This window comes from Streptomyces paradoxus, from assembly GCF_014202475.1.
GTDB lineage: Bacteria > Actinomycetota > Actinomycetes > Streptomycetales > Streptomycetaceae > Streptomyces > Streptomyces paradoxus.
The window spans coordinates 59,741-80,427 of the sequence record NZ_JACHGV010000010.1; the positions used below are offsets into that span (position 1 = coordinate 59,741).

General features: G+C 72.1%; 22 protein-coding genes. 17 read left to right on the forward strand and 5 right to left on the reverse strand.

Annotated elements, in window-relative coordinates; genetic code table 11:
- Positions 1-31: 31 nt before the first annotated feature.
- A complete protein-coding gene (locus tag HNR57_RS29090; protein WP_184564558.1) occupies positions 32-706 on the forward strand; it encodes a trimeric intracellular cation channel family protein in 675 nt (224 codons plus the stop codon).
- Here the strand turns inward: HNR57_RS29090 and HNR57_RS29095 are convergent.
- Positions 597-1,832 carry an alpha/beta hydrolase gene (locus HNR57_RS29095; protein ID WP_184564560.1) on the reverse strand — a complete coding sequence of 412 codons (1,236 nt, stop codon included), beginning with the start codon at positions 1,830-1,832 and terminating at the stop codon, positions 597-599. The two genes, HNR57_RS29090 and HNR57_RS29095, sit on opposite strands and share 110 nt — an antisense overlap.
- 148 nt (positions 1,833-1,980) lie before the next feature.
- Between HNR57_RS29095 and HNR57_RS29100 the strand changes: the two genes are divergently transcribed.
- A complete protein-coding gene (locus HNR57_RS29100; protein ID WP_184564562.1) occupies positions 1,981-2,841 on the forward strand; it encodes a thioesterase family protein in 861 nt (286 codons plus the stop codon).
- Positions 2,842-2,949: 108 nt separating this feature from the next.
- A complete protein-coding gene (locus HNR57_RS29105) occupies positions 2,950-3,330 on the forward strand; it encodes a hypothetical protein (RefSeq protein ID WP_184564564.1) in 381 nt (126 codons plus the stop codon).
- Between the two features lie 64 nt (positions 3,331-3,394).
- Here the strand turns inward: HNR57_RS29105 and HNR57_RS29110 are convergent, their stop codons facing one another.
- Positions 3,395-4,033, reverse strand: coding sequence for a TetR family transcriptional regulator (locus HNR57_RS29110; protein ID WP_184564566.1), 639 nt, complete (start codon positions 4,031-4,033; stop codon positions 3,395-3,397).
- Positions 4,034-4,149: 116 nt separating this feature from the next.
- Between HNR57_RS29110 and HNR57_RS29115 the strand changes: the two genes are divergently transcribed.
- The 3 genes from HNR57_RS29115 to HNR57_RS29125 all read left to right on the forward strand — a co-directional run bounded on the left by HNR57_RS29115 (position 4,150) and on the right by HNR57_RS29125 (position 5,932).
- On the forward strand, positions 4,150-4,314 hold the full coding sequence (locus tag HNR57_RS29115) for a hypothetical protein (protein WP_107308391.1): 165 nt from the start codon (positions 4,150-4,152) through the stop codon (positions 4,312-4,314).
- Positions 4,315-4,355: 41 nt separating this feature from the next.
- Positions 4,356-4,622, forward strand: a complete 267-nt coding sequence (locus HNR57_RS29120) for a DUF4190 domain-containing protein (protein WP_184564568.1) — start codon at positions 4,356-4,358, stop codon at positions 4,620-4,622.
- Positions 4,623-4,762: 140 nt separating this feature from the next.
- Positions 4,763-5,932, forward strand: a complete 1,170-nt coding sequence (locus HNR57_RS29125) for a cysteine desulfurase family protein (RefSeq protein WP_184564571.1) — start codon at positions 4,763-4,765, stop codon at positions 5,930-5,932.
- Positions 5,933-5,958: 26 nt separating this feature from the next.
- On the opposite strand, the gene HNR57_RS29130 is transcribed toward HNR57_RS29125, so the two are convergent.
- Entirely contained in the window at positions 5,959-6,624 is a 666-nt protein-coding gene (locus tag HNR57_RS29130) for an N-acetylmuramoyl-L-alanine amidase (RefSeq protein ID WP_184564573.1), read from the reverse strand.
- A gap of 59 nt (positions 6,625-6,683) precedes the next feature.
- Here HNR57_RS29130 and mnmA point away from each other — a divergent pair, with 59 nt between their 5' ends.
- Positions 6,684-7,814 carry a tRNA 2-thiouridine(34) synthase MnmA gene (gene mnmA / locus HNR57_RS29135; protein WP_184564575.1) on the forward strand — a complete coding sequence of 377 codons (1,131 nt, stop codon included), beginning with the start codon at positions 6,684-6,686 and terminating at the stop codon, positions 7,812-7,814.
- Positions 7,815-7,871: 57 nt separating this feature from the next.
- On the opposite strand, the gene HNR57_RS29140 is transcribed toward mnmA, so the two are convergent.
- Together HNR57_RS29140 and HNR57_RS29145 are read right to left on the reverse strand one after the other, a co-directional pair.
- Positions 7,872-8,654 (reverse strand): alpha/beta fold hydrolase, encoded by a 783-nt coding sequence (locus tag HNR57_RS29140; RefSeq protein ID WP_184564577.1) that lies wholly within the window; start codon positions 8,652-8,654, stop codon positions 7,872-7,874.
- 61 nt (positions 8,655-8,715) lie between these two features.
- Positions 8,716-9,039, reverse strand: a complete 324-nt coding sequence (locus HNR57_RS29145) for a DUF427 domain-containing protein (protein ID WP_184564580.1) — start codon at positions 9,037-9,039, stop codon at positions 8,716-8,718.
- A gap of 81 nt (positions 9,040-9,120) precedes the next feature.
- On the opposite strand from HNR57_RS29145, the gene HNR57_RS29150 reads away from it, so the two are divergent.
- The 10 genes from HNR57_RS29150 (at position 9,121) to gatB (ending at position 20,663) form a co-directional block, all read left to right on the forward strand.
- Entirely contained in the window at positions 9,121-9,927 is an 807-nt protein-coding gene (locus HNR57_RS29150; RefSeq protein ID WP_184564582.1) for a class I SAM-dependent methyltransferase, read from the forward strand.
- Positions 9,924-10,463 carry an LOG family protein gene (locus tag HNR57_RS29155; protein WP_184564584.1) on the forward strand — a complete coding sequence of 180 codons (540 nt, stop codon included), beginning with the start codon at positions 9,924-9,926 and terminating at the stop codon, positions 10,461-10,463. Before HNR57_RS29150 ends, HNR57_RS29155 begins: the two co-directional genes overlap by 4 nt.
- Before the next feature lie 17 nt (positions 10,464-10,480).
- Positions 10,481-11,179 (forward strand): SDR family oxidoreductase, encoded by a 699-nt coding sequence (locus HNR57_RS29160; protein ID WP_184564977.1) that lies wholly within the window; start codon positions 10,481-10,483, stop codon positions 11,177-11,179.
- Positions 11,180-11,210: 31 nt separating this feature from the next.
- Complete coding sequence (locus HNR57_RS29165; RefSeq protein ID WP_184564587.1) at positions 11,211-12,218, forward strand: methionine synthase; 1,008 nt, start codon at positions 11,211-11,213, stop codon at positions 12,216-12,218.
- Between the two features lie 15 nt (positions 12,219-12,233).
- Complete coding sequence (gene ligA / locus HNR57_RS29170; protein ID WP_184564589.1) at positions 12,234-14,429, forward strand: NAD-dependent DNA ligase LigA; 2,196 nt, start codon at positions 12,234-12,236, stop codon at positions 14,427-14,429.
- Between the two features lie 258 nt (positions 14,430-14,687).
- The gene (locus HNR57_RS29175) at positions 14,688-16,976 is read left to right on the forward strand and encodes a putative bifunctional diguanylate cyclase/phosphodiesterase (RefSeq protein ID WP_184564591.1); all 2,289 of its coding nucleotides are present in this window, start codon (positions 14,688-14,690) and stop codon (positions 16,974-16,976) included.
- Positions 16,977-17,102: 126 nt separating this feature from the next.
- A complete protein-coding gene (gene gatC, locus HNR57_RS29180) occupies positions 17,103-17,399 on the forward strand; it encodes an Asp-tRNA(Asn)/Glu-tRNA(Gln) amidotransferase subunit GatC (RefSeq protein WP_018531282.1) in 297 nt (98 codons plus the stop codon).
- Positions 17,400-17,404: 5 nt separating this feature from the next.
- Positions 17,405-18,898 (forward strand): Asp-tRNA(Asn)/Glu-tRNA(Gln) amidotransferase subunit GatA, encoded by a 1,494-nt coding sequence (gene gatA, locus HNR57_RS29185; protein ID WP_184564593.1) that lies wholly within the window; start codon positions 17,405-17,407, stop codon positions 18,896-18,898.
- Entirely contained in the window at positions 18,895-19,134 is a 240-nt protein-coding gene (locus HNR57_RS29190) for a hypothetical protein (RefSeq protein ID WP_030851407.1), read from the forward strand. Before gatA ends, HNR57_RS29190 begins: the two co-directional genes overlap by 4 nt.
- Before the next feature lie 14 nt (positions 19,135-19,148).
- Positions 19,149-20,663 (forward strand): Asp-tRNA(Asn)/Glu-tRNA(Gln) amidotransferase subunit GatB, encoded by a 1,515-nt coding sequence (gene gatB / locus HNR57_RS29195; RefSeq protein ID WP_184564596.1) that lies wholly within the window; start codon positions 19,149-19,151, stop codon positions 20,661-20,663.
- The last annotated feature ends 24 nt before the right edge of the window (positions 20,664-20,687 follow it).

Below are 20,687 nucleotides of genomic sequence, written 5' to 3' on the forward strand. Positions count from 1 at the left end.
CGGGGGCTCACCCGTGGGGGAAAATGCCCGTGTGCTCCAGCAACTCTTCAGCCCGTCCGTCCAGCACACGCTCGACCTGATCGGCATCTTCGTCTTCGCGATCTCCGGCGCCCTGCTGGCCGTGCGCAAGAACTTCGACGTGTTCGGCATGGCCGTCCTCGCCGAGGTCACCGCGCTGGGCGGCGGGCTCTTCCGCGACCTGGTCATCGGAGCCGTACCGCCCGCCGCCTTCACGGACCTGGGGTACTTCCTCACCCCGCTCCTCGCCACCCTCCTCGTCTTCTTCCTGCACCCCCAGGTCGAGCGCATCCAGGTCGCGGTGAACGTCTTCGACGCGGCCGGCCTCGGCCTGTTCTGCGTCGCCGGCACGATCAAGGCGTACGAGTACGGGCTCGGCCTGACCGCCTCCGCCGGTCTGGGCCTGACCACCGCCGTGGGCGGCGGCGTGCTGCGGGACGTGCTCGCCAACGAGGTGCCCTCGCTGCTGCGCTGGGACCGCGACCTGTACGCCGTCCCGGCCATCGTCGGCTCCGCCCTGGCCGCGCTGTGCATCCGCTACGACGCCCTGAACCCGCTCACCAGCGGGCTCGCGGTGATCACCGCCTTCGTACTGCGCCTGCTCGCGATGCGGTACCACTGGCGAGCTCCGCGGGCGTGGCACCGGCGTTCGACGGTGAGCGAGGAGGAGCAGCCCGTCCTGCCGTGACGGGCCGGGCGCCCATCTGCTGGGTCAGCCAGCGGAACACCGGGACCACCTGCGGCCGCCACAGCGCCATGTTGTGACCGCCCGCGCTCTTCGGGATGTACACGACGTGCACGGTCGTCGGGGCCTTCGCGGCCTGCTCCAGGGCCACGGCGGCTTCGTAGCCGTCGTGCGGCTGGCCGGAGAGGTACAGCGCGACGCGCGGCGGGACGGGCGACCTGCGCAGCATCAGGTACGGGTTGTTCTCGGTGCGCAGGGCGGGGCTCTGCGCGGTGAGCGAGTCGCGCTCGCCGATCGGGTCGTTGTAGCCGGACAGGCTGACGGCCGCCCGGTAGCGGCCGGGGTGGGCGATGGCGAGCCGGGCCGCGCAGTGCGCCCCGGCCGAGTAGCCGGCGACGGCCCAGCCGCGCGGGGCGGACTGGGCGCGGAAGTTGTCCATGACCATCTTCGGCACGTCGACGCTGAGCCAGGTGTCGGCGTCGACCGTGCCCGGGATGTCGGCGCAGCCGGTGTCCACCCCCGCCAGCAGGTTGGTGCGGGGCGCGACGAGGATGAACGGGGCCACCCGGCCGTCGCGCATCAGCGGCTCCAGCTGCTCGTGCGCGTGCAGCGAGCCGAACCACGCCTTCGCCGAACCGGGGTAGCCGGGCAGCAGCTCGACGACCGGGAACCGGTAGTGCCGGTAGGCCGGTTCGGCGTACTGGGGCGGCAGCCAGACGTAGACCTCGGCGTTCACCCCCGACACCCGTCCCCGCAGCTGGGTCACCCGCACCCCGCCGGCCGCGCTCATCCCGGGGCCGGTGGCCGGCGTGAAGGTCTGCCGTACCTTGGGCAGCTTCGTGAGCGCGATGCCGCCGGTGCCGTCGGCGCCCAGATTCGCCGCCTGCTGCACGTGGTCGCCGGTGCCGAGCAGGTCGGCCCAGTTGTCGTACAGGTCGTTGGCGTTATTGACCAGCGTGAAGACCAGGGCCACGGCCGTCCCCTGCGCGAACAGCAGCATCAGCGCCCGGGCCGCGGTGCGCAGGGCCCTGGGCCCGCGGATGCGCGACCAGAGGACCAGCGGAGTGACGAGGGCGGCGACGGACAGCACGACCAGGGTGCAGAGGAACGGCGTTCCGGTGAGGCTCATGCCCCTGCAGAGGGCGGGGCCGGTGCGAGGGTTTACGGACCAGTCGGACACTTACCGAGAAGTTGCCCCTGTCTCACCAAGGTATGAGCCACGCCTGCCCGGAGCACAAAGCTACCGCTTAGTAGCAACATCTTGTACTGTTTCAGCCATGCCAGAAGCAGCCACCGCCCCGGCCGCCCGGGCCACGATCGGCGACAGCGAGTTCGACCGCGACACCGCGCTCACCCGCCGCGCGCCCGGCGTCTACGACATCGACCTCTCCGCCGGCTGGACGATCATCAGGGCCGTCAACGGCGGCTACCTGCTGGCCGTCCTGGGCCGCGCCCTCGCGGACGCCCTGCCGCACGCCGACCCCTTCACCATCTCGGCGCACTACCTGACCGCGTCCCAGCCCGGCCCGGCGGTCGTCCGCACCGACGTCGTCCGCACCGGCCGCACCCTGTCGACCGGACAGGCCTCCCTTTTCCAGTACGACGACGAGGGCCGCGAGGTGGAACGCATCCGCGTGCTGGCCTCCTACGGCGACCTGGACACCCTGCCCGACGACGTCCGCACGACGGCCCGGCCCCCCGCGATCCCGCCCATGGAGCACTGCTTCGGCCCCGAGGACGGACCCGCCCCCGTGGACGGCAGCTCGGCGATCACCGAGCGCCTGATGCTCAAGCTCGACCCCTCCACCCTCGGGTGGGCCCTCGGGCAGCCCTCCGGCAAGGGCGAGATGCGGGCCTGGTTCGGCCTGAAGGACGGGCGTGACCCCGACCCGCTCTCCCTGCTGCTCGCGGTGGACGCGCTGCCGCCCACCGCCTTCGAGATCGGGCTGAAGGGCTGGGTCCCCACGGTCGAGCTGACCGTGCACGTGCGCTGCCGTCCGGCGCCGGGTCCGCTGCGGGTGGCGATCACCACGCGCAACCCCGCCGGCGGCTTCCTGGAGGAGGACGCCGAGGTGTGGGACAGCGCGGACCGGCTGGTCGCGCAGTCCCGGCAGCTGGCACGGGTCCGGCTGGGCTGAACTTCGCCTCGCTGACAGGCGGTTCGCAGGCCGGTCCCAAGGGAGGCCCACGCGGCGCTGGTTGAGTGCTCGCCTCGGGACTCCTTCGACTCCCTGGAGCTGTCTCTCATGAAGCGTGTGCGTCTCCTCCCCGCCGTGGCCCTGCTGGCGCTCTCGCCCCTGGCCCTGGTGGCCTGCGGCTCGGGCGGCTCCTCGTCGTCCTCGGACGGCGGCGGTGGCTCAGGGCAGGGGCAGGCCTGCCAGGCACCGTCGGGGGCGGCTTCGGGCACTCCGGGCGGTGCCCCTTCCGGTGCGCCCTCGCGGGCCCCGTCGGGTGCTCCCTCCGCCGGTGCGAAGCCGGCGGGTACGCCGTCCGCGGCTCCTTCGGGGATGCCCGGCGGCACGCCGGGAGGCGGGCGGGGCGGCCCTGGTGGTCCCGGCGGCGGTCAGGGCGGCGGCTGCGGCGGCCCGGGCGGCGACCGGGCCGGGGGCGGTCAGGCGCAGGGGTAGGTGCAGGGCAGGGGCGGTGCGTCCGGTGAACGGGCGCGCCGCCCCTGCGCGTTGCATGAGGGGGTCAATCCAGCCAGTGCTGCCGGCCGAGGCCGATCAGCCGCATCTGGCGGGTCGCCAGCTGCGTGACGTGCGAGGTCCGGTCGGCGCGCTCCTCCTCCGGCCCCTCCAGGGCCTCCAGGAACAGCGACGCCGTGCTCAGCATCTGGTCGACGTAGAGGTGCGCGAGCATCAGCAGGTCGTCCTCGCTCCAGCCGCGCGACACCGGGTCCTTGGCCAGCTCGGCCCTGACCTCCTGGGCGAAACGGGCCAGTTGCTCGCGTATCGCCTCCCGGACCGGCTGGACTCCGCCATGTCGTTCACGGGCGATGAACCGGACATGGGCGGGGTACCCGTCGACGTGACGGGCGATCAGGTCGATGGCGCGCGCGACGCGTTCCTCGGGGTCACCCGTCGCGGACACCGTCGTCCGGATCATCGGGTGCAGGCTGCCCAGCGCTTCCTCGACCAGGGCCACCCCCAGATCCGCCGTGGAGCGGAAGTGGCGGTAGAAGGCGGTCGGGGCGACTCCGACGGCGCGGGTGACCTCGCGCAGTCCCAGGCTGCTCAGGCTCTGCTCCTCCAGCAGCGCCAGGGCCGCGTCCAGGAGTGCCTTCCGGGTCTTCTGCTTCTGGGCCTGCCGGATGCCGAGGGTGTGACTCATACCATGCAGTTAACAACTGTTCTCTGGAATTGGAAAGTCATGAGGAGCGCTAGACTGGGAAGTCAGTGAACAACTGTAACCACAACCGTTCACCGAAACCCTGGGGGCTGTTTCCCATGCTGTTCATCGTCGCCGCGCTCCTGCTGCTGGGTGTCGTCCTGGGCACCGTGGCCCACGCGCCGCTCACCTTCTCCCTCGCCGCGGGCGCCGTCATCGCCGTCTGGCTCGGCATCTTCGCGGTCCGCGAGCGCGGCCGCCGGCGCCACACACAGGCCCACTGACACCGTCCGCCACCTTCGAACCGACACGGGAGTCGATCATCATGCAGCTCACCGCCCCGGCCTCGCGCCGCACCGGTATCCGTGACACCGACGGCATGGCCGTCGCGTCCTTCATCCTCGGCCTGCTCGGGCTGCTCGTGCTCAACGTCTTCCTCGGCCCGATCGCCATCGTGCTGGCGAGTGTCGCCCTGTGGCGCGGCACCGAGCGTCGCGGCCGCGCATGGCTCGGCCTGGGGCTGGGCGTCGCCGACCTGCTGGTCCTCGCCGCCTTCATGGAGTTCGACAGCACCATCTCGTGGAGCTTCTGAGCCGCCGTCGGACAACCGTCCGCCGCTACGCCGCGGCCGGGCCCGGGGACGACGGGCCGTCGCAGCGCCGTACGGCGGTTCACGTTCGGCCAGCCTTGCTCCGAGGCCGGTCGAAAGGGAGCCGTAGAATCGGGCTCACCATGGCTTACCTCGACCACGCCGCGACCACCCCGATGCTCCCGGAGGCGGCAGAGGCGCTCACCGCGCAGCTGGGTGCCACCGGCAACGCGTCCTCCCTCCACGCATCCGGCAGGCAGGCCCGCCGCACCGTCGAGGAGGCCCGCGAGACCCTCGCCGAAGCCCTCGGCGCCCGCCCCAGCGAGGTCGTCATCACCTCGGGCGGCACAGAGGCCGACAACCTCGCCGTCAAGGGCCTTTACTGGTCACGCCGTGACGCCGACCCGGCCCGCACCCGCGTCCTCGCCAGCCCCGTCGAGCACCACGCGGTCCTCGACGCCGTGCACTGGCTCGGCGAACACGAGGGCGCCACCATCGAGTACCTGCCGGTCGACTCCCACGGCCGCGTCCACCCGGACGCCCTGCGCGAGGCGATCGCCCGCAACCCCGGCGACGTGGCCCTCGCCACCGTCATGTGGGCGAACAACGAGATCGGGACGATCCTGCCCGTTCGTGAACTCGCCGACGTGGCAGCCGAGTTCGGTGTGCCGCTGCACTCGGACGCCGTCCAGGCCTTCGGCCAGATCCCGGTGGACTTCGCCGCCTCGGGCCTCGCCGCGATGACGGTCTCGGGCCACAAGATCGGCGGTCCCTACGGCATCGGCGCGCTGATCCTCGGCCGTGAGCACACCCCCGTACCCGTCCTGCACGGCGGCGGTCAGGAACGCCATGTGCGCTCCGGGACCCTCGACGTCCCGGCCATCGCCTCCTTCGCCGTCGCGGGGCGGCTGGCCGCCGAGCAGCGCGAGTGGTTCGCCCGCGAGATCGGCGCCCTGCGCGACTCCCTCGTCAGCGCCGTCCGTTCCGCCGTGCCCGACGCGATCCTCGGCGGCGACCCGGATCCGCAGGGCCGCCTCCCGGCCAACGCGCACTTCACCTTCCCCGGCTGTGAGGGCGACTCCCTGCTGCTCCTCCTCGACGCCCAGGGCATCGAGTGCTCCACCGGCTCCGCCTGCACCGCCGGCGTCGCCCAGCCCAGCCACGTCCTCCTGGCCACCGGCACCGACCCCGACCTGGCCCGCGGCACCCTGCGCTTCTCCCTCGGCCACACCTCCACCGAGGCCGACGTCGAGGCGCTGGCCAAGGCCATCGGCCCGGCGGTCGAACGGGCCCGGGCGGCGGGACTGACCTAGGGCCCGGTGCCGACGAGCCCCGGAGCTCAGGCCGGTGTCGTACGCGCCCGGCGTACCAGGCGCATGTACTTGTCCCAGTCCCAGTGCCGCCCGGGGTCCGTGTGGTCCGTGCCCGGGACCTCCACGTGGCCGATGATGTGCTCGCGGTCGACGGGTATGTCGTAGCGGGCGCAGATCCGGGCCGTGAGACGGGCCGAGGCCTCGTACATCTCGTCCGTGAGGTCCTGCGGGCGGTCCACGAAGCCCTCGTGCTCGATGCCGACACTGCGTTCGTTGTAGTCGCGGTTGCCCGCGTGGTAGGCCACGTCCAGCTCGCGGATCATCTGCGTGACGCGCCCGTCCTGGCGGACGATGTAGTGCGTGGCGGCCTTGTGCCCCGGGTCCCGGAAGGCTTTCACCGCGCTGTCGTGGCTGCCCTGCGTGACATGGATGATCACCATGTCTATGCCGAAGTCGTCGGGGCGGTCCGCGCGGCGCCAGTTCGCGTCCGACGCCGCCACCCAGCGCGCGCCCGTGTAGTCGACCGCACCCTCCTCGCGCGGCTTCTCGACGCCCGGAGTGCGCCACCACAGCCGCGCCAGCTCGTCCCGGGCCAGCACGGCGGAGCCCGCCGCGGCCACCGTGCCACCGATCAGCAGCGCGCGGCGGCCGACCTTCCGGTCGCCGTCCTTCGAAGCCTTCCGCTGTCCCATGTGATCGTCAACGGATACCCGGCGGTCCTGGTTCCCGCGCCCCGTACCCTGGAAGGGTTATGACTGAGACCCCGCAGCGCCCCCGCCCCCTCCGCGTCCTGGCCGCCATGTCCGGCGGCGTCGACTCCGCCGTCGCCGCCGCCCGCGCGGCCGAAGCGGGCCACGACGTGACCGGCGTCCACCTCGCGCTCTCCGCCAACCCCCAATCCTTCAGGACCGGCGCGCGGGGCTGCTGCACCATCGAGGACTCACGCGACGCCCGCCGCGCCGCGGACGTCATCGGCATCCCGTTCTACGTGTGGGACCTCGCCGACCGCTTCCGCGAGGACGTCGTCGAGGACTTCGTCGCCGAGTACGAGGCCGGCCGCACCCCCAACCCCTGCCTGCGCTGCAACGAGAAGATCAAGTTCGCCGCCCTGCTCGACAAGGCGCTCGCGCTGGGCTTCGACGCGGTCTGCACCGGCCACTACGCCCAGGTGATCGTGCGCGAGGACGGCACCCGCGAGCTGCACCGCGCCTCCGACATGGCCAAGGACCAGTCGTACGTCCTCGGCGTGCTGGACGACCGGCAGCTCGCCCACGCCCTGTTCCCGCTCGGCGACACCGTCACCACCAAGGACGAGATCCGCGCCGAGGCCGAGCGCAGGGGCCTGGCCGTGGCCAAGAAGCCCGACTCGCACGACATCTGCTTCATCGCCGACGGCGACACCCAGGGCTTCCTGGCGAACCGGCTCGGCAGGTCCGAGGGCGACATCGTCGACGAGTCCGGCGCCAAGCTCGGCACGCACGAGGGCGCGTACGGCTTCACCATCGGCCAGCGCAAGGGCCTGCGCATCGGCACCCCGGCCCCCGACGGCAAGCCGCGCTACGTCCTCGACATCTCGCCCGTGGACAACACGGTGACCGTCGGCCCGGCGTCCGCCCTGGACGTCAGCGCCCTCACGGCCGTCAAGCCCCGCTGGTGCGGCGCCGCCCCCACCGGCCCCGGCACCTACACGGCCCAGCTGCGCGCCCACGGCGGCGAGACCGAGGTGACCGCCGAGATCGTCGACGGCTCCCTGGAGGTCACCTTCGCCGAGCCCGTCCGCGGCGTCGCCCCCGGCCAGGCGATCGTGCTGTACGACGGCACGCGCGTGGTGGGCTCGGCGACGATCGCTGCGACGACCCGGGCGACGGCGGGCGTGGCCTGATCCCGCCGGGGGACCAGGGGGCGGGCTCCACGCGCGTGTGCCTCCGCGCCGCCCGCCTCAGTCCCGGCTGAAGAACTCCGTCAGCACCGGCGCCAGCACGTTCGGCTCGACCATGTGCGTCTGCCCCTGGAGCGTGCGGTACGTGCCCTCAGGGACCGAGTCAGCGATCGCCCGGGCCGCCTCGCGCAGCCAGGAGGGGCTCGCGTCGCCCGCGACCGCCAGGACCGGGACGCCGACCGAGCCCAGCCGGGAGCGCGGAACCCGGCCGTCGCGCATCACGGCGTCGTCGTAGGCGAGACTCGCGGCCATCGTCTCCATGCCGGCCCACATGGGGGACTGGCGGGCGCCCTGGATCACCCCCTCGGCCAGACCGGTCAGCCGCAGGAACAGCTCGACCGCGTCCCCGCGCCGCCCCTCGCCGAGCGCCTCCGTCAACCGCTCCGTGTACTCCGCACGCTCCTTGGCGCCCTCCTCGGACATCGCGAACGGCGTCTCGTACACCGCCACGCGCCGTACCGGCAGCCCGCTCGCCGCCGCCTCCAGCGCCAGCGCCCCGCCCGAGGAGATGCCGTACAGGAGCGCCTCGCCGCCCACCGCCTCGATCACCGCGGCCAGGTCCTCCACCTCACGCTCCACGGCGTACGGCGCGGTGTCCCCGCTGGCGCCGCGGCCCCGGCGGTCGTACACCACGGCCTGGAAACGCTCCGAGAGCGACACGGCCAGCGGCGCCAGGGTGCCGCCCGTCGACATCGCGCCGCTCACCAGGACCACCGCGGGGCCGCGTCCGGTGCTCTCGTAGGCGATGCGCGTGCCGTCCCGCGAAAGAGTCTTCTTGTCCATGCTCATGCAGACTGCCGCACGGGGCGGTGTTCATCGATGAGGCGGGCGGCGCGTCAGCCGATCAGAACACTTCCACCTCGTAGAAGCACAGGTGGTCCCTGATCTCCGCCACGTCCGGCTTGGGGTCCGGATACGCCCAGACGAGGTCCGCCGCGTCCGGCAGCGACCAGTAGGAGGCGGTGCCCTTGAACGGGCAGTACGTCTGCGCGTCGGACGGCGTCAGCAGGTCCAGCCGCACGTCCTCACGCGGGATGTAGTACCGCTCGGGACAGCCCGTCTCGCGCAGCACGAGCGACCGCCCGCTCTCCGCCAGCACCTGCCCGCCGTGCACCACGCGCACGCGCCGGTCGCTGCGCTCGATGGTGATGCGATGCCCTGTCGTCACGATCGCCCCTCCTTGGGTAGCCGACTCCTCCCGTACAGCGCAGGCTGAAGCGGAGTTCTTCCCCCGCCGCAGGAGGCCCCCATGCGCGCCAAGGAACCGGCTGCCGGAAACCGCTCCCGCCTGCTCCACCAGGTCCGGTACGCCCTGCGCCACCCGGAGCGCGTGCCCGCGCACGCCCGGCGTGCGGTGCGCGACGCATGGCTGCGGCTGCGCCACCCCGACCACATCGCGTACTACCGGGCCGTGATGGCCTCGGACGCGGCCCGCAGCGCCGAGGCGGCGGTGGGGCACAACCCCTCGCGCGAGCAGTGGGCGCGGATCGGCCGCATGCAGTTCGACTACCTGGTGGGCCACGGCCTGCGGCCGCACCACCGGATGCTGGAGATCGGCTGCGGCAACCTGCGCGCCGGACGGCTGTTCATCGGCCACCTCGACACCGGGCACTACTACGGCATCGACATCTCGCCGCACATCCTGCTCGCCGCCCAGGACACCCTGGTGGCCGAGAAGCTCCAGACCAAACTGCCCTACCTGGCGCTCGCGGGCGACCTCACCTTCGCCTTCCTGCCGGACGCGCACTTCGACGTCGTGCACGCGCACAGCGTCTTCTCGCACTCACCGCTGCACGTCATCGAGGAGTGCTTCGCGAACGTCGGCCGGATCCTCGCGCCCGGCGGGTTCTTCGACTTCACCTTCGACCGCACCGAGGGCGAGGAGCACCAGGTCCTGCACGAGGACTTCTACTACCGGACGCGGACCCTCACCGACCTCGCCGCGAAGCACGGCCTGGACGCCCGGTTCATGGACGACTGGGAGCGCCTGCCGCACCGGCAGTCCAAAATACGGCTCACCGCCGCGGCGGACCGGGCCCGTACGGTGGGTTCATGAACATCTGTGTCTTCCTGTCCGCCGCCGACCTCGACGAGCGCTACACCCGCCCCGCGCGGGAGTTCGCCAAGCTGCTGGGCAAGGGCGGTCACACGCTCGTGTGGGGCGGCTCCGACGTCGGCCTCATGAAGGTGGTCGCCGACGGGGTGCAGGAGGCGGGCGGCCGGCTGGCCGGCGTCTCCGTGCAGTTCCTCGCGTCCAAGGCCCGCCCGGGCGTCGACGAGATGGTCGTCGCGAAGGACCTCGCCGAGCGCAAGAAGCTGCTCCTGGAGAGGGCCGACGCCGTGGTGATCATGGTCGGCGGCACGGGCACCCTCGACGAGGCCACCGAGATCCTGGAACTGAAGAAGCACGGGCACACCGACAAGCCGGTGGTCCTGCTGAACACCGCGGGCTTCTACGACGGGCTGAAGGAGCAGTTCCGCCGCATGGACGCCGAGGGCTTCCTGCCCCGGCCGCTCACCGACCTGGTGTTCTTCGCGGAGGAGCCGGTGGGGGCGCTGGCGTACCTGGAGGAGAGCCGGGGCATCGGGTGACCGGCTCTGATGCGAGCATGGCGGGCATGGCTACTCATGTGATCACCGGAGCCGGCTCCGGCATCGGCGCGGCCGTGGCCCGCCGCCTGCACGCGCGCGGGGACGACCTCGTGCTGCACGCGCGCGACGCGGGCCGCGCGAAGGAACTGGCGGCCGAGTTCCCCGGGGCGCGGACCCTGGTCGGCGACCTCGCCGACCCCGACCGGCTCTCCTGGGCCTTCTCCCACCAGTCGCTGCCCGACCGCGTGGACTCGCTGCTGCACATCGCCGGCGTCGTCGACCTCGGCCCGGTCGGCGAGCTCACCCCGAAGGCCTGGCGCCACCAGCTCAACGTCAACCTGATCGCCCCCGCCGAGCTGACCCGTCACTTCCTTCCCCAACTGCGCGCCGCCCGCGGCCACGTGGTCTTCGTCAACTCCGGCGCCGGCCTCAACGCCCACGCCGACTGGTCCGCGTACGCCGCCTCCAAGCACGGCCTGAAGGCCCTCGCCGACTCCCTGCGCCACGAGGAGCACGGCCACGGGGTCCGTGTCACCTCGGTCTACCCCGGCCGCACGGCCAGCCCCATGCAGGCCAAGGTCCACCAGCAGGAGGGCAAGGAGTACGACGCCTCGAAGTGGATCGACCCGGAGTCGGTCGCCACGACGATCGTGATGGCCCTGGATCTGCCCAGGGACGCGGAGGTCAACGACCTCACGGTGCGCCCGGGAGGCTGACCCCGGTGAAGGGGCTGCGTAGGCTTCTCCGGTGAGCGAAAACAGCCAGTTCAGGTTCGGCGCGGCCACCGGCGTGGGATCCATGCCCGGCGGCGACGCCCGTGAGGCCGCCAAGACCGTCACCGGCACCTTCGAGGACTTCCCCTTCCTGCCCGAACTGCCCGCCCGGGGCCCCGGCGCGGACATGATCGGGCGGACCGCGGGCCTGCTCGTCGAGCTGTACGCACGCGTGGAGCCCAGCGGCTGGCGGCTCGGGGACCGGCCGGGGCGGGACACCAAGCGGGCCCGCTCCTGGCTCGGCGAGGACCTCGACGCCCTGGAGGAGTTCACGCAGGAGTACGAGGGGCCGCTGAAGGTCCAGGCCGTCGGTCCCTGGACCCTCGCCGCCAACCTGGAGCTGCGCAACGGCGAGGCGGCCCTCTCCGACGCAGGCGCCTGCCGCGACCTCGCCGCCTCCCTCGCCGAGGGACTGCGGCTGCACCTCGCCGAGGTGCGGCGGCGGATCCCCGGCGCGCAGCTCGTCCTCCAGCTCGACGAGCCGTCCCTCACGGCCGTCCTGCGCGGCCGGGTGAAGACCGCCAGCGGCTACCGCACCCACCGGGCCGTCGACCGGCAGGTGGTCGAGCAGACGCTGCGCGACCTCGTCGGCACGCACACCGCCGGCCCCGTCGTGGTCCACTCCTGCGCCCCCGACGTGCCGTTCGCCCTGCTCCGCCGGGCCGGTGCCGCCGCCGTCTCCTTCGACTTCTCCCTGCTCACCGAGCGTGACGACGAGACGATCGGGGAGGCCGTGGAGGGCGGCACCCGGCTCTTCACCGGTGTCGTCCCGGGCGCGGAGGGCCCATTGTCAGACCCTGCCGGTAGCGTCATGGGTGTCAGGACGCTGTGGCGCAGGCTGGGGCTGGCTCCGGGGCTTCTCGCGGAGGCGGTCACGGTCACCCCGGCGTGCGGACTGGCGGGGGCCTCCCCGGGGTACGCGCGCACGGCTCTCGCGCACTGCGCCCGGGCGGCGAGATCCCTCGCGGACAACCCAGAGTAACGGGAGGACGACACGGTGGCCGGCGACAAGCAAGCGGAGACGACGACGGTGCCCGCCGAGGCACGGGAGAAGCACGCGCGCCTCGCGGAGCAGATCGAGGAGCACCGCTTCCGCTACTACGTGAAGGACGCTCCCGTCGTCAGCGACGCGGAGTTCGACCAGCTGCTGCGTTCCCTGGAGGCGCTGGAGGAGGAGCACCCCGAGCTGCGCACGCCGGACTCCCCGACCCAGAAGGTCTCCGGGTCCTACGAGACGGAGTTCACGGCGGTCGAGCACCGCCAGCGCATGCTCTCCCTCGACAACACGTTCAACGACGAGGAGATGGCCGCCTGGACGGAGCGCATCGCCAGGGAACTGGGCGAGCAGGAGTACCACTTCCTGTGCGAGCTCAAGGTCGACGGCCTCGCCGTGAACCTCACCTACGAGCACGGCCGCCTCACCCGCGCGGCCACCCGCGGTGACGGCCGCACCGGCGAGGACATCACGCCCAACGTGCGGACCATCGCGGAGATCCCCGACCGGCTCGAGGGCGACTCCGTCCCCGACCTCGTGGAGATCCGCGGCGAGGTCTACTTCCCGATGGAGAAGTTCCAGGAGCTCAACGCCCGCCTCGTCGAGGCCGGTGACAAGCCCTTCGCCAACCCGCGCAACGCGGCGGCCGGTTCACTGCGCCAGAAGGACCCGCGCGTCACCGCCACCCGGCCCCTGCACATGGTGGTCCACGGCATCGGCGCCCTGGAGGGCTTCACCGGCCTGACCCGCCTCTCCCAGGCCTACGACCTGCTCAAGACCTGGGGCCTGCCCACCTCCCGGCACAACAAGGTGGTCGACGGCCTGGAAGGCGTACGGGAGTTCATCGCCTACTTCGGCGAGAACCGCCACTCCGTGGAGCACGAGATCGACGGTGTGGTCGTCAAGCTCGACCAGATCCCTCTCCAGGGCCGCCTCGGCTCCACCTCGCGCGCCCCGCGCTGGGCGATCGCCTACAAGTACGCGCCGGAGGAGGTCAACACCAAGCTCGTCAACATCCGGGTGGGCGTGGGCCGCACGGGCCGCGTCACCCCGTACGCCCAGGTCGAGCCGGTCACGGTCGCGGGCTCCGAGGTCGAGTTCGCCACGCTGCACAACCAGGACGTGGTCAAGGCCAAGGGCGTCCTCATCGGGGACACGGTCGTGCTGCGCAAGGCCGGTGACGTCATCCCGGAGATCCTCGGCCCCGTCGCCGACCTGCGCGACGGCACCGAGCGCGAGTTCGTGATGCCGAGCGAGTGCCCCGAGTGCGGCACGGCGCTGCGGCCGATGAAGGAGGGCGACGTCGACCTGCGCTGCCCGAACGCCCGCACCTGCCCGGCCCAGTTGCGCGAGCGCCTGTTCTACCTCGCGGGCCGCAAGGCGCTGGACATCGAGCACTTCGGCTATGTGGCGGCGGCGGCCCTCACCGCCCCGCTGGAGCCGAAGGACCCGCCGCTGGCCGACGAGGGCGACCTGTTCGACCTCACCATCGAGCAGTTGCTGCCCATCAAGGCGTACGTCCTCGACCCGGACAGCGGGCTGCCCAAGCGCGACCCGAAGACGGGCGAGGAGAAGGTCGCCACGATCTTCGCGAACCAGCAGGGCGAGCCCCGCAAGAACGCGGTCGCCATGCTGGAGAACATCGCCGCGGCCAGGGAGCGCCCCCTGGCCCGCGTCATCACCAGCCTGTCGATCCGTCACGTCGGGCCCGTCGCCGCGGAGGCGCTGGCCCGCGAGTTCCGCTCGATCGAGCGGATCGACCAGGCCACGGAGGAGGAACTGGCGGTCACCGAGGGCGTCGGACCGACCATCGCCGCCTCCCTCAAGCAGTGGTTCGCCGAGGACTGGCACCGCGACATCATCCGTAAGTGGAAGGCCGCCGGCGTCCGCATGGAGGCCGAGAGCACCGGCGAGGACGAGGGGCCGCGCCCGCTCGAAGGCCTCACCGTCGTCGTCACCGGCACCCTCGAACACTTCACCCGGGACGGCGCCAAGGAGGCGCTGCAGAGCCGCGGAGCGAAGGTGACCGGCTCCGTTTCGAAGAAGACGTCGTTCGTCGTCGTGGGGGACAGCCCCGGATCGAAGTACGACAAGGCGATGCAGCTGAAGGTTCCGGTCCTGAACGAAGAGGGTTTCGGCGTCCTGCTGGAGCAGGGACCGGAAGCCGCGGCCGAAGTCGCCCTTTCGGCCGAGGAGTAGCGGTTGAAGGCCACCCGTTCGGCGCATACCAGATGCATACGGGTGGCTGGGGCGCATTCGGGCAACCGTCGGCGACCGCTGCCCGTGGAAGCCTTCTGCGGCCTACTGTTGAGATGTGCGCCTGCCGTGCCCAGCTGCGGTCGGGGCATCCTCGTGCTCGCACAGAGCGCGGGGAAGGGTTTTCGGGCGCGGGCCGTTGAGGGATGTCGGGCACCGGGCCGCGGGGCGTGGGCACCGCCGGCTGTGAGAGGGACGGGAATGGAACCGACCGAGAGCGCCGTGCCGGGCTCACGGCTGCGCCGTGTGGCGGTCGCATGGCGCGCAGTCCGTGGGGCCGTGCGGTCGGCGGGGCGTCCGGGAGCGGAGGTGCGCGCCGTCGGACAGTACACCCCCGACGGACGGGGTGACGGGGGGCGCGCCGTGGACGGCCCCGGCGCACAGCCGATCACCGAACACCCGCCCGTACTGGCCGGTGCGGACGACCCGGACGGCGAACGGCACCAGTCCTGGCCCGCGCTGCCAGCGGCCGTCGTCGCGGCGGCCGGGCTCGTCCTGGGCGCCGGCTTCTACCGCGCCTTCACCGGCGGCCACGCGCTCTTCCCGTCGGGCACGGCCGGCTGGGCGCTGGCCGTGCTGACCGGCATCATCGTCGGCCACCTCGTCATGCTGGGCCGCTCCCGCTGGTGGGGCGGCACCGGCTCGGGCGCCGCCCTCACCCTCGCCGTGCTGCTGCTCTACGGCTGGGTTCCGGCCGGCATGGTCAGTCTCACCGTCGTCGTGCTGGTGGGCATCGCCCGCCGCAACCGCTGGCGCCAAGGCGTGCTGCACGGCGCCGTCGACCTCCTCGGCATCGGCGCCGGCGCGCTCGTGCTGGGCGTCTTCGGAACCGTGCCGTCCGTCGAGTCCCCGGCGGATCCCGCCGCCTGGACGCTCGCCACGGCACCCCAGGTGGCCCTGGTCGCCGTCGCCTACCTGATGGTCACCCGCGTCCTGCTCTGGTACCTGCACGCCCCGCGCCCCGGACTGCCCACCGTCGCCCGCACCGCCCTGGTCAGGCAGGGTCTGGTCGCCGTCGCGCTGCTCGGCATCGCGCCGCTGGTCTGTGTGGTCGCCGTGGCCAAGCCGATCCTGCTGCCGCTGTTCTCCATCCCCCTGATCGCCCTGGACTCCACCCTGTGGATAGCCCGGGCCCGCGCGGAGGAACAGCTGCGCGACCCGCTGACCGGGCTGCCCAACCGCCAGTGGCTGCTGGAGCGTATCTGGACCGCTCTCGACGACGCGGAGCGGATCGACGCCCGCGCCGCCCTGATGCTGATCGACCTCGACCGGTTCCGGTCGGTCAACGACACGCTCGGTCATCTCGCCGGTGACCGGCTGCTGCTGCAGATCGCCGACCGGCTGCGGGTGGCGCTGCCGCGCGGGGCGGAGGCGGCCCGGCTCGGCGGGGACGAATTCGCCGTCTTACTGCCGGTCGCCGACTCCACGACGTCCGCGACCCGGATCGCCCGCACCCTCGTCGCCGCCCTCAGCTCCCCCCTCGACCTCGACGGCCTCACCCTCGTCCTGGAGGCCAGCGCCGGGGTCGCCGTCTTCCCCGACCACGCGCTGGACGCCGAGGGGCTGCTGCGGCGGGCGGACGTGGCGATGTACCAGGCGAAGCGGGACCGCACCGGCGTCGAGGTCTACGAGTCGAAGCGCGACTCCAACACCCCCGACCGTCTCGGCCTGCTGGGCGATCTGCGCCGCGCGCTCGACGCGCACGAGGTGCATCTGCACTACCAGCCCAAGGTCCGCTTCGACGGGCAGGTCGCCGGCCTGGAGGCCCTGGTCCGCTGGGTGCACCCCGAGCGGGGCAAGGTGCCGCCGGACGAGTTCATAGCGATCGCCGAGTCCTCGGGCCTGATGCCCCACCTCACCGAGTACGTGCTGGAGACCGCGCTCGGCCAGGTCGCGCGCTGGCGGGAGCAGGGCCTGTTCGTCCCGGTCGCGGTGAACGTCTCCCCGCGCGACGTGCACACCCCCGGCTTCGCCGGCTCCGTCGCCGCCCGGCTGGCCCGGCACGGCGTCCCGGCGGGAGCGCTCCAACTGGAGATCACGGAACACGTCCTCCTGGAGGACCCGCAGCGCGCCGCCGACACCCTCAACCAGCTGACCGCGCACGGCGTGAAGATGTCCCTCGACGACTTCGGCACGGGCTACTCCTCGCTGGTGCACCTGCGCCGGCTGCCGGTCAGCGAGCTGAAGATCGACCGTTCGTTCGTGGCCCGCCTCGCGGTCGACACCGAGGACGCCGAGATCGTGCGCTGCACGGTCGACCTCGCGCACTCCCTCGGCCTGCTCGTCGTCGCCGAGGGCGTCGAGGACGACGAGACCTGGGAACGCCTGCGCGACCTCGGCTGCGACGCCGTCCAGGGCTGGCTGGTCGCGGCGGCGATGCCCCCGGAGGAGACCACGGCCTGGCTCCGCGCCCGGGGCTCGCGGGGCTGGCAGCGGCCCCGGGCCGCCCTTCCGGCGGCCGCTACGGACGAGTCGGGCCGCGTCGGCTAGTCACCGGCACCTGACGCGCCCTCGCGGAGCCGGGGCGCGAAGGTCCGGCAAACCGTTTCACGGGCACGGCCTCCCGCCCCATAGGATTAGGCCAAACCACATTCACTCACCCCTGAGGATCGCTGCATGCCTGGCATCACGCGCGAGGAGGTCGCCCACCTCGCCCGGCTGGCGCGTCTGGAGCTGAAGCCCGAAGAGCTTGACCACTTCGCGGGACAGCTGGACGACATCATCGGCGCGGTCGCCCGCGTCAGTGAGGTCGCCGACCAAGACGTACCGCCGACCTCGCACCCGCTCCCGCTGACGAACGTCATGCGCGCGGACGAGGTCCGTCCGTCGCTCACCCCCGAGCAGGCGCTCTCCGGCGCCCCGGCCCAGGAGCAGCAGCGTTTCAAGGTGCCGCAGATCCTGGGGGAGGACTAACAGCCATGACGGACATCATCAAGCTCACGGCCGCCGAGACCGCCGCGAAGATCGCCTCCGGCGAGCTCACCGCGGTCCAGGTCACCGAGGCCCACCTCGCCCGCATCGAGGCCGTCGACGAGAAGGTGCACGCCTTCCTGCACGTCGACCGCGAGGGCGCCCTCGCCCAGGCCCGTGCCGTGGACGAGAAGCGCGAGCGCGGCGAGAAGCTCGGCCCGCTGGCCGGCGTGCCCCTGGCGCTGAAGGACATCTTCACCACCGAGGGCGTGCCCACGACCGTCGGTTCGAAGATCCTCGAAGGCTGGATCCCGCCGTACGACGCGACCGTCACGCAGCGGCTGAAGGCCGCCGACGTCGTCATCCTCGGCAAGACCAACATGGACGAGTTCGCCATGGGGTCCTCCACCGAGAACAGCGCCTACGGCCCGACCGGCAACCCCTGGGACCTCACCAAGATCCCCGGCGGCTCCGGCGGCGGTTCGTCCGCCGCGCTGGCCGCGCACATGGCCCCCCTCGCCATCGGCACCGACACCGGCGGCTCCATCCGCCAGCCCGCCGCCGTCACCGGCACGGTCGGTGTGAAGCCGACGTACGGCGCGGTCTCCCGCTACGGCATGGTCGCCTTCTCGTCGTCCCTGGACCAGGGCGGGCCCTGCGCCCGTACGGTCCTGGACGCGGCGCTGCTGCACGAGGTCATCGCCGGGCACGACCCGCTCGACTCCACGTCCATCGACGAGCCCGTCCCGGCGGTCGTCGAGGCCGCCCGCAACGGCAGCGTCCAGGGCATGCGCGTCGGCGTCGTCAAGCAGTTCCGCGGCGAGGGCTACCAGGCCGGCGTCATCCAGCGGTTCGACGAGTCCGTCGAGCTGCTCAAGGAGCTGGGCGCCGAGATCGTCGAGCTGGACTGCCCGTCCTTCGACCTGGCGCTGTCGGCGTACTACCTGATCGCGCCCTCCGAGTGCTCCTCGAACCTCGCCCGCTTCGACGGCCTGCGCTACGGCCTGCGGACCGGCGACGACGGCACGAACTCCGCCGAGGCGGTCACCTCGCTCACCCGCGAGGCCGGCTTCGGCCCCGAGGTCAAGCGCCGCATCATGCTCGGCACCTACGCGCTCAGCTCCGGCTACTACGACGCGTACTACGGCAGCGCCCAGAAGGTCCGCACGCTGATCAAGCAGGACTTCGACAAGGCGTTCGAGCAGGTCGACGTGATCGTCTCCCCGACGACCCCGACCACCGCGTTCGCGATCGGCGAGCGTGCCGACGACCCGATGGCGATGTACCTCGCCGACCTGTGCACCATCCCGACCAACTTGGCGGGCAACGCGGCCATGTCGCTGCCGTGCGGTCTCGCCCCGGAGGACAACCTCCCGGTCGGCCTGCAGATCATCGCCCCCGTCATGAAGGACGACCGCCTGTACAAGGTGGGAGCAGCCGTCGAGGCCGCCTTCGTGGAAAAGTGGGGCCACCCGCTGATCGAGGAGGCTCCGTCACTGTGAGCGCACTGTCCAAGGCCAAGGGCTTCAAGAAGTCCAAGTCCGGTCTGTACATCTCGATGGCCACGTCGGCGTTCGGCGCCGTCGGTGTCTACAAGCAGATCAAGAAGGCCCGCGGAGACAACGACACGCTGCGGCTGCTCGACGCCGTCGTGACCGGCGCCGCGGTCGTCACCAACCTGGCCATTCTCTATCGCGAGCTGAAGCAGCTGGGCGACGACGACGTTCTGCTGGGCTGAGAGGGAAGTTCACCGTGACCACCACGACCGACCTGGTGTCGTACGAGGACGCACTCGCGTCGTACGACCCCGTCATGGGCCTTGAGGTCCATGTCGAACTCGGCACCAAGACCAAGATGTTCTGCGGCTGTTCGACCGCTCTCGGGCAGGACGCCAACACGCAGACCTGCCCGGTCTGCCTCGGCCTGCCCGGCGCGCTCCCGGTCGTCAACGCGACCGGCGTCGAGTCCGCGATCAAGATCGGCCTCGCGCTGAACTGCGAGATCGCCGAGTGGTGCCGCTTCGCCCGGAAGAACTACTTCTATCCGGACATGCCGAAGAACTTCCAGACCTCCCAGTACGACGAGCCGATCGCCTTCAACGGCTACCTCGACGTGCAGCTGGAGGACGGCGAGACCTTCCGCGTGGAGATCGAGCGCGCCCACATGGAGGAGGACACCGGCAAGTCGACGCACGTCGGCGGCGCCACCGGCCGTATCCACGGCGCGTCCCACTCCCTGCTCGACTACAACCGCGCCGGCATCCCGCTCATCGAGATCGTCACCAAGCCGATCGAGGGCGCGGGCGAGCGTGCCCCCGAGGTCGCGCGGGCCTACGTCCGTGAGCTGCGCGAGCTCATCAAGGCGCTCGGCGTCTCCGAGGCCCGGATGGAGATGGGCCAGATGCGCTGCGACGTGAACCTGTCGCTGCGCCCGAACGGCACCGAGAAGTTCGGCACGCGTTCCGAGACGAAGAACGTCAACTCGCTCAGGTCCGTGGAGCGAGCGGCCCGCTTCGAGATCCAGCGGCACGCGGCCGTGCTGTCGTCCGGCGGCACGATCATCCAGGAGACCCGGCACTTCCACGAGGACACGGGGTCGACGACCTCGGGCCGCGTGAAGGAGGAGGCCGAGGACTACCGGTACTTCCCGGAGCCCGACCTCGTCCCGGTGGCCCCGTCCCGCGAGTGGGTCGAGGAGATCCGGGCCGGGCTGCCCGAGCTGCCGCTGGTCCGCCGCAACCGGCTCCGCGAGGAGTGGGGCGTCTCGGCGACCGACATGCAGGCGATCCTCAACGCCGGCGCGCTGGAGCCCATCGTCGCCACGATCGAGGCCGGGGCCGACGCCGCCTCCGCCCGCAAGTGGTGGATGGGTGAGCTGGCCCGCAGCGCCAACGAGTCGGGCAAGGCGCTCGACGAGCTGGCCATCACGCCGGCGCAGGTGGCCCGGGTCACCGAGCTCGTCGCGAAGGGCGACCTGAACGACAAGCTGGCCCGGCAGGTCATCGAGGGCGTCCTCGCGGGCGAGGGCACCCCGGACGAGGTCGTCGACAAGCGCGGTCTGAAGGTCGTCTCCGACGAGGGCGCCCTCACCACTGCCGTCGAGGAGGCCATCGCCGGCAACCCGGGCGTCGCGGACAAGATCCGCGGCGGCAAGGTGGCCGCGGCCGGCGCCCTGGTCGGCGCGGTCATGAAGGCGACGCGCGGCCAGGCCGACGCGGCCCGTGTGAAGGAGCTGATCCTTCAGAAGCTGGGCGTCAGCGAGGGCTGACCCCCGTGGATCCGACGAGGGGGG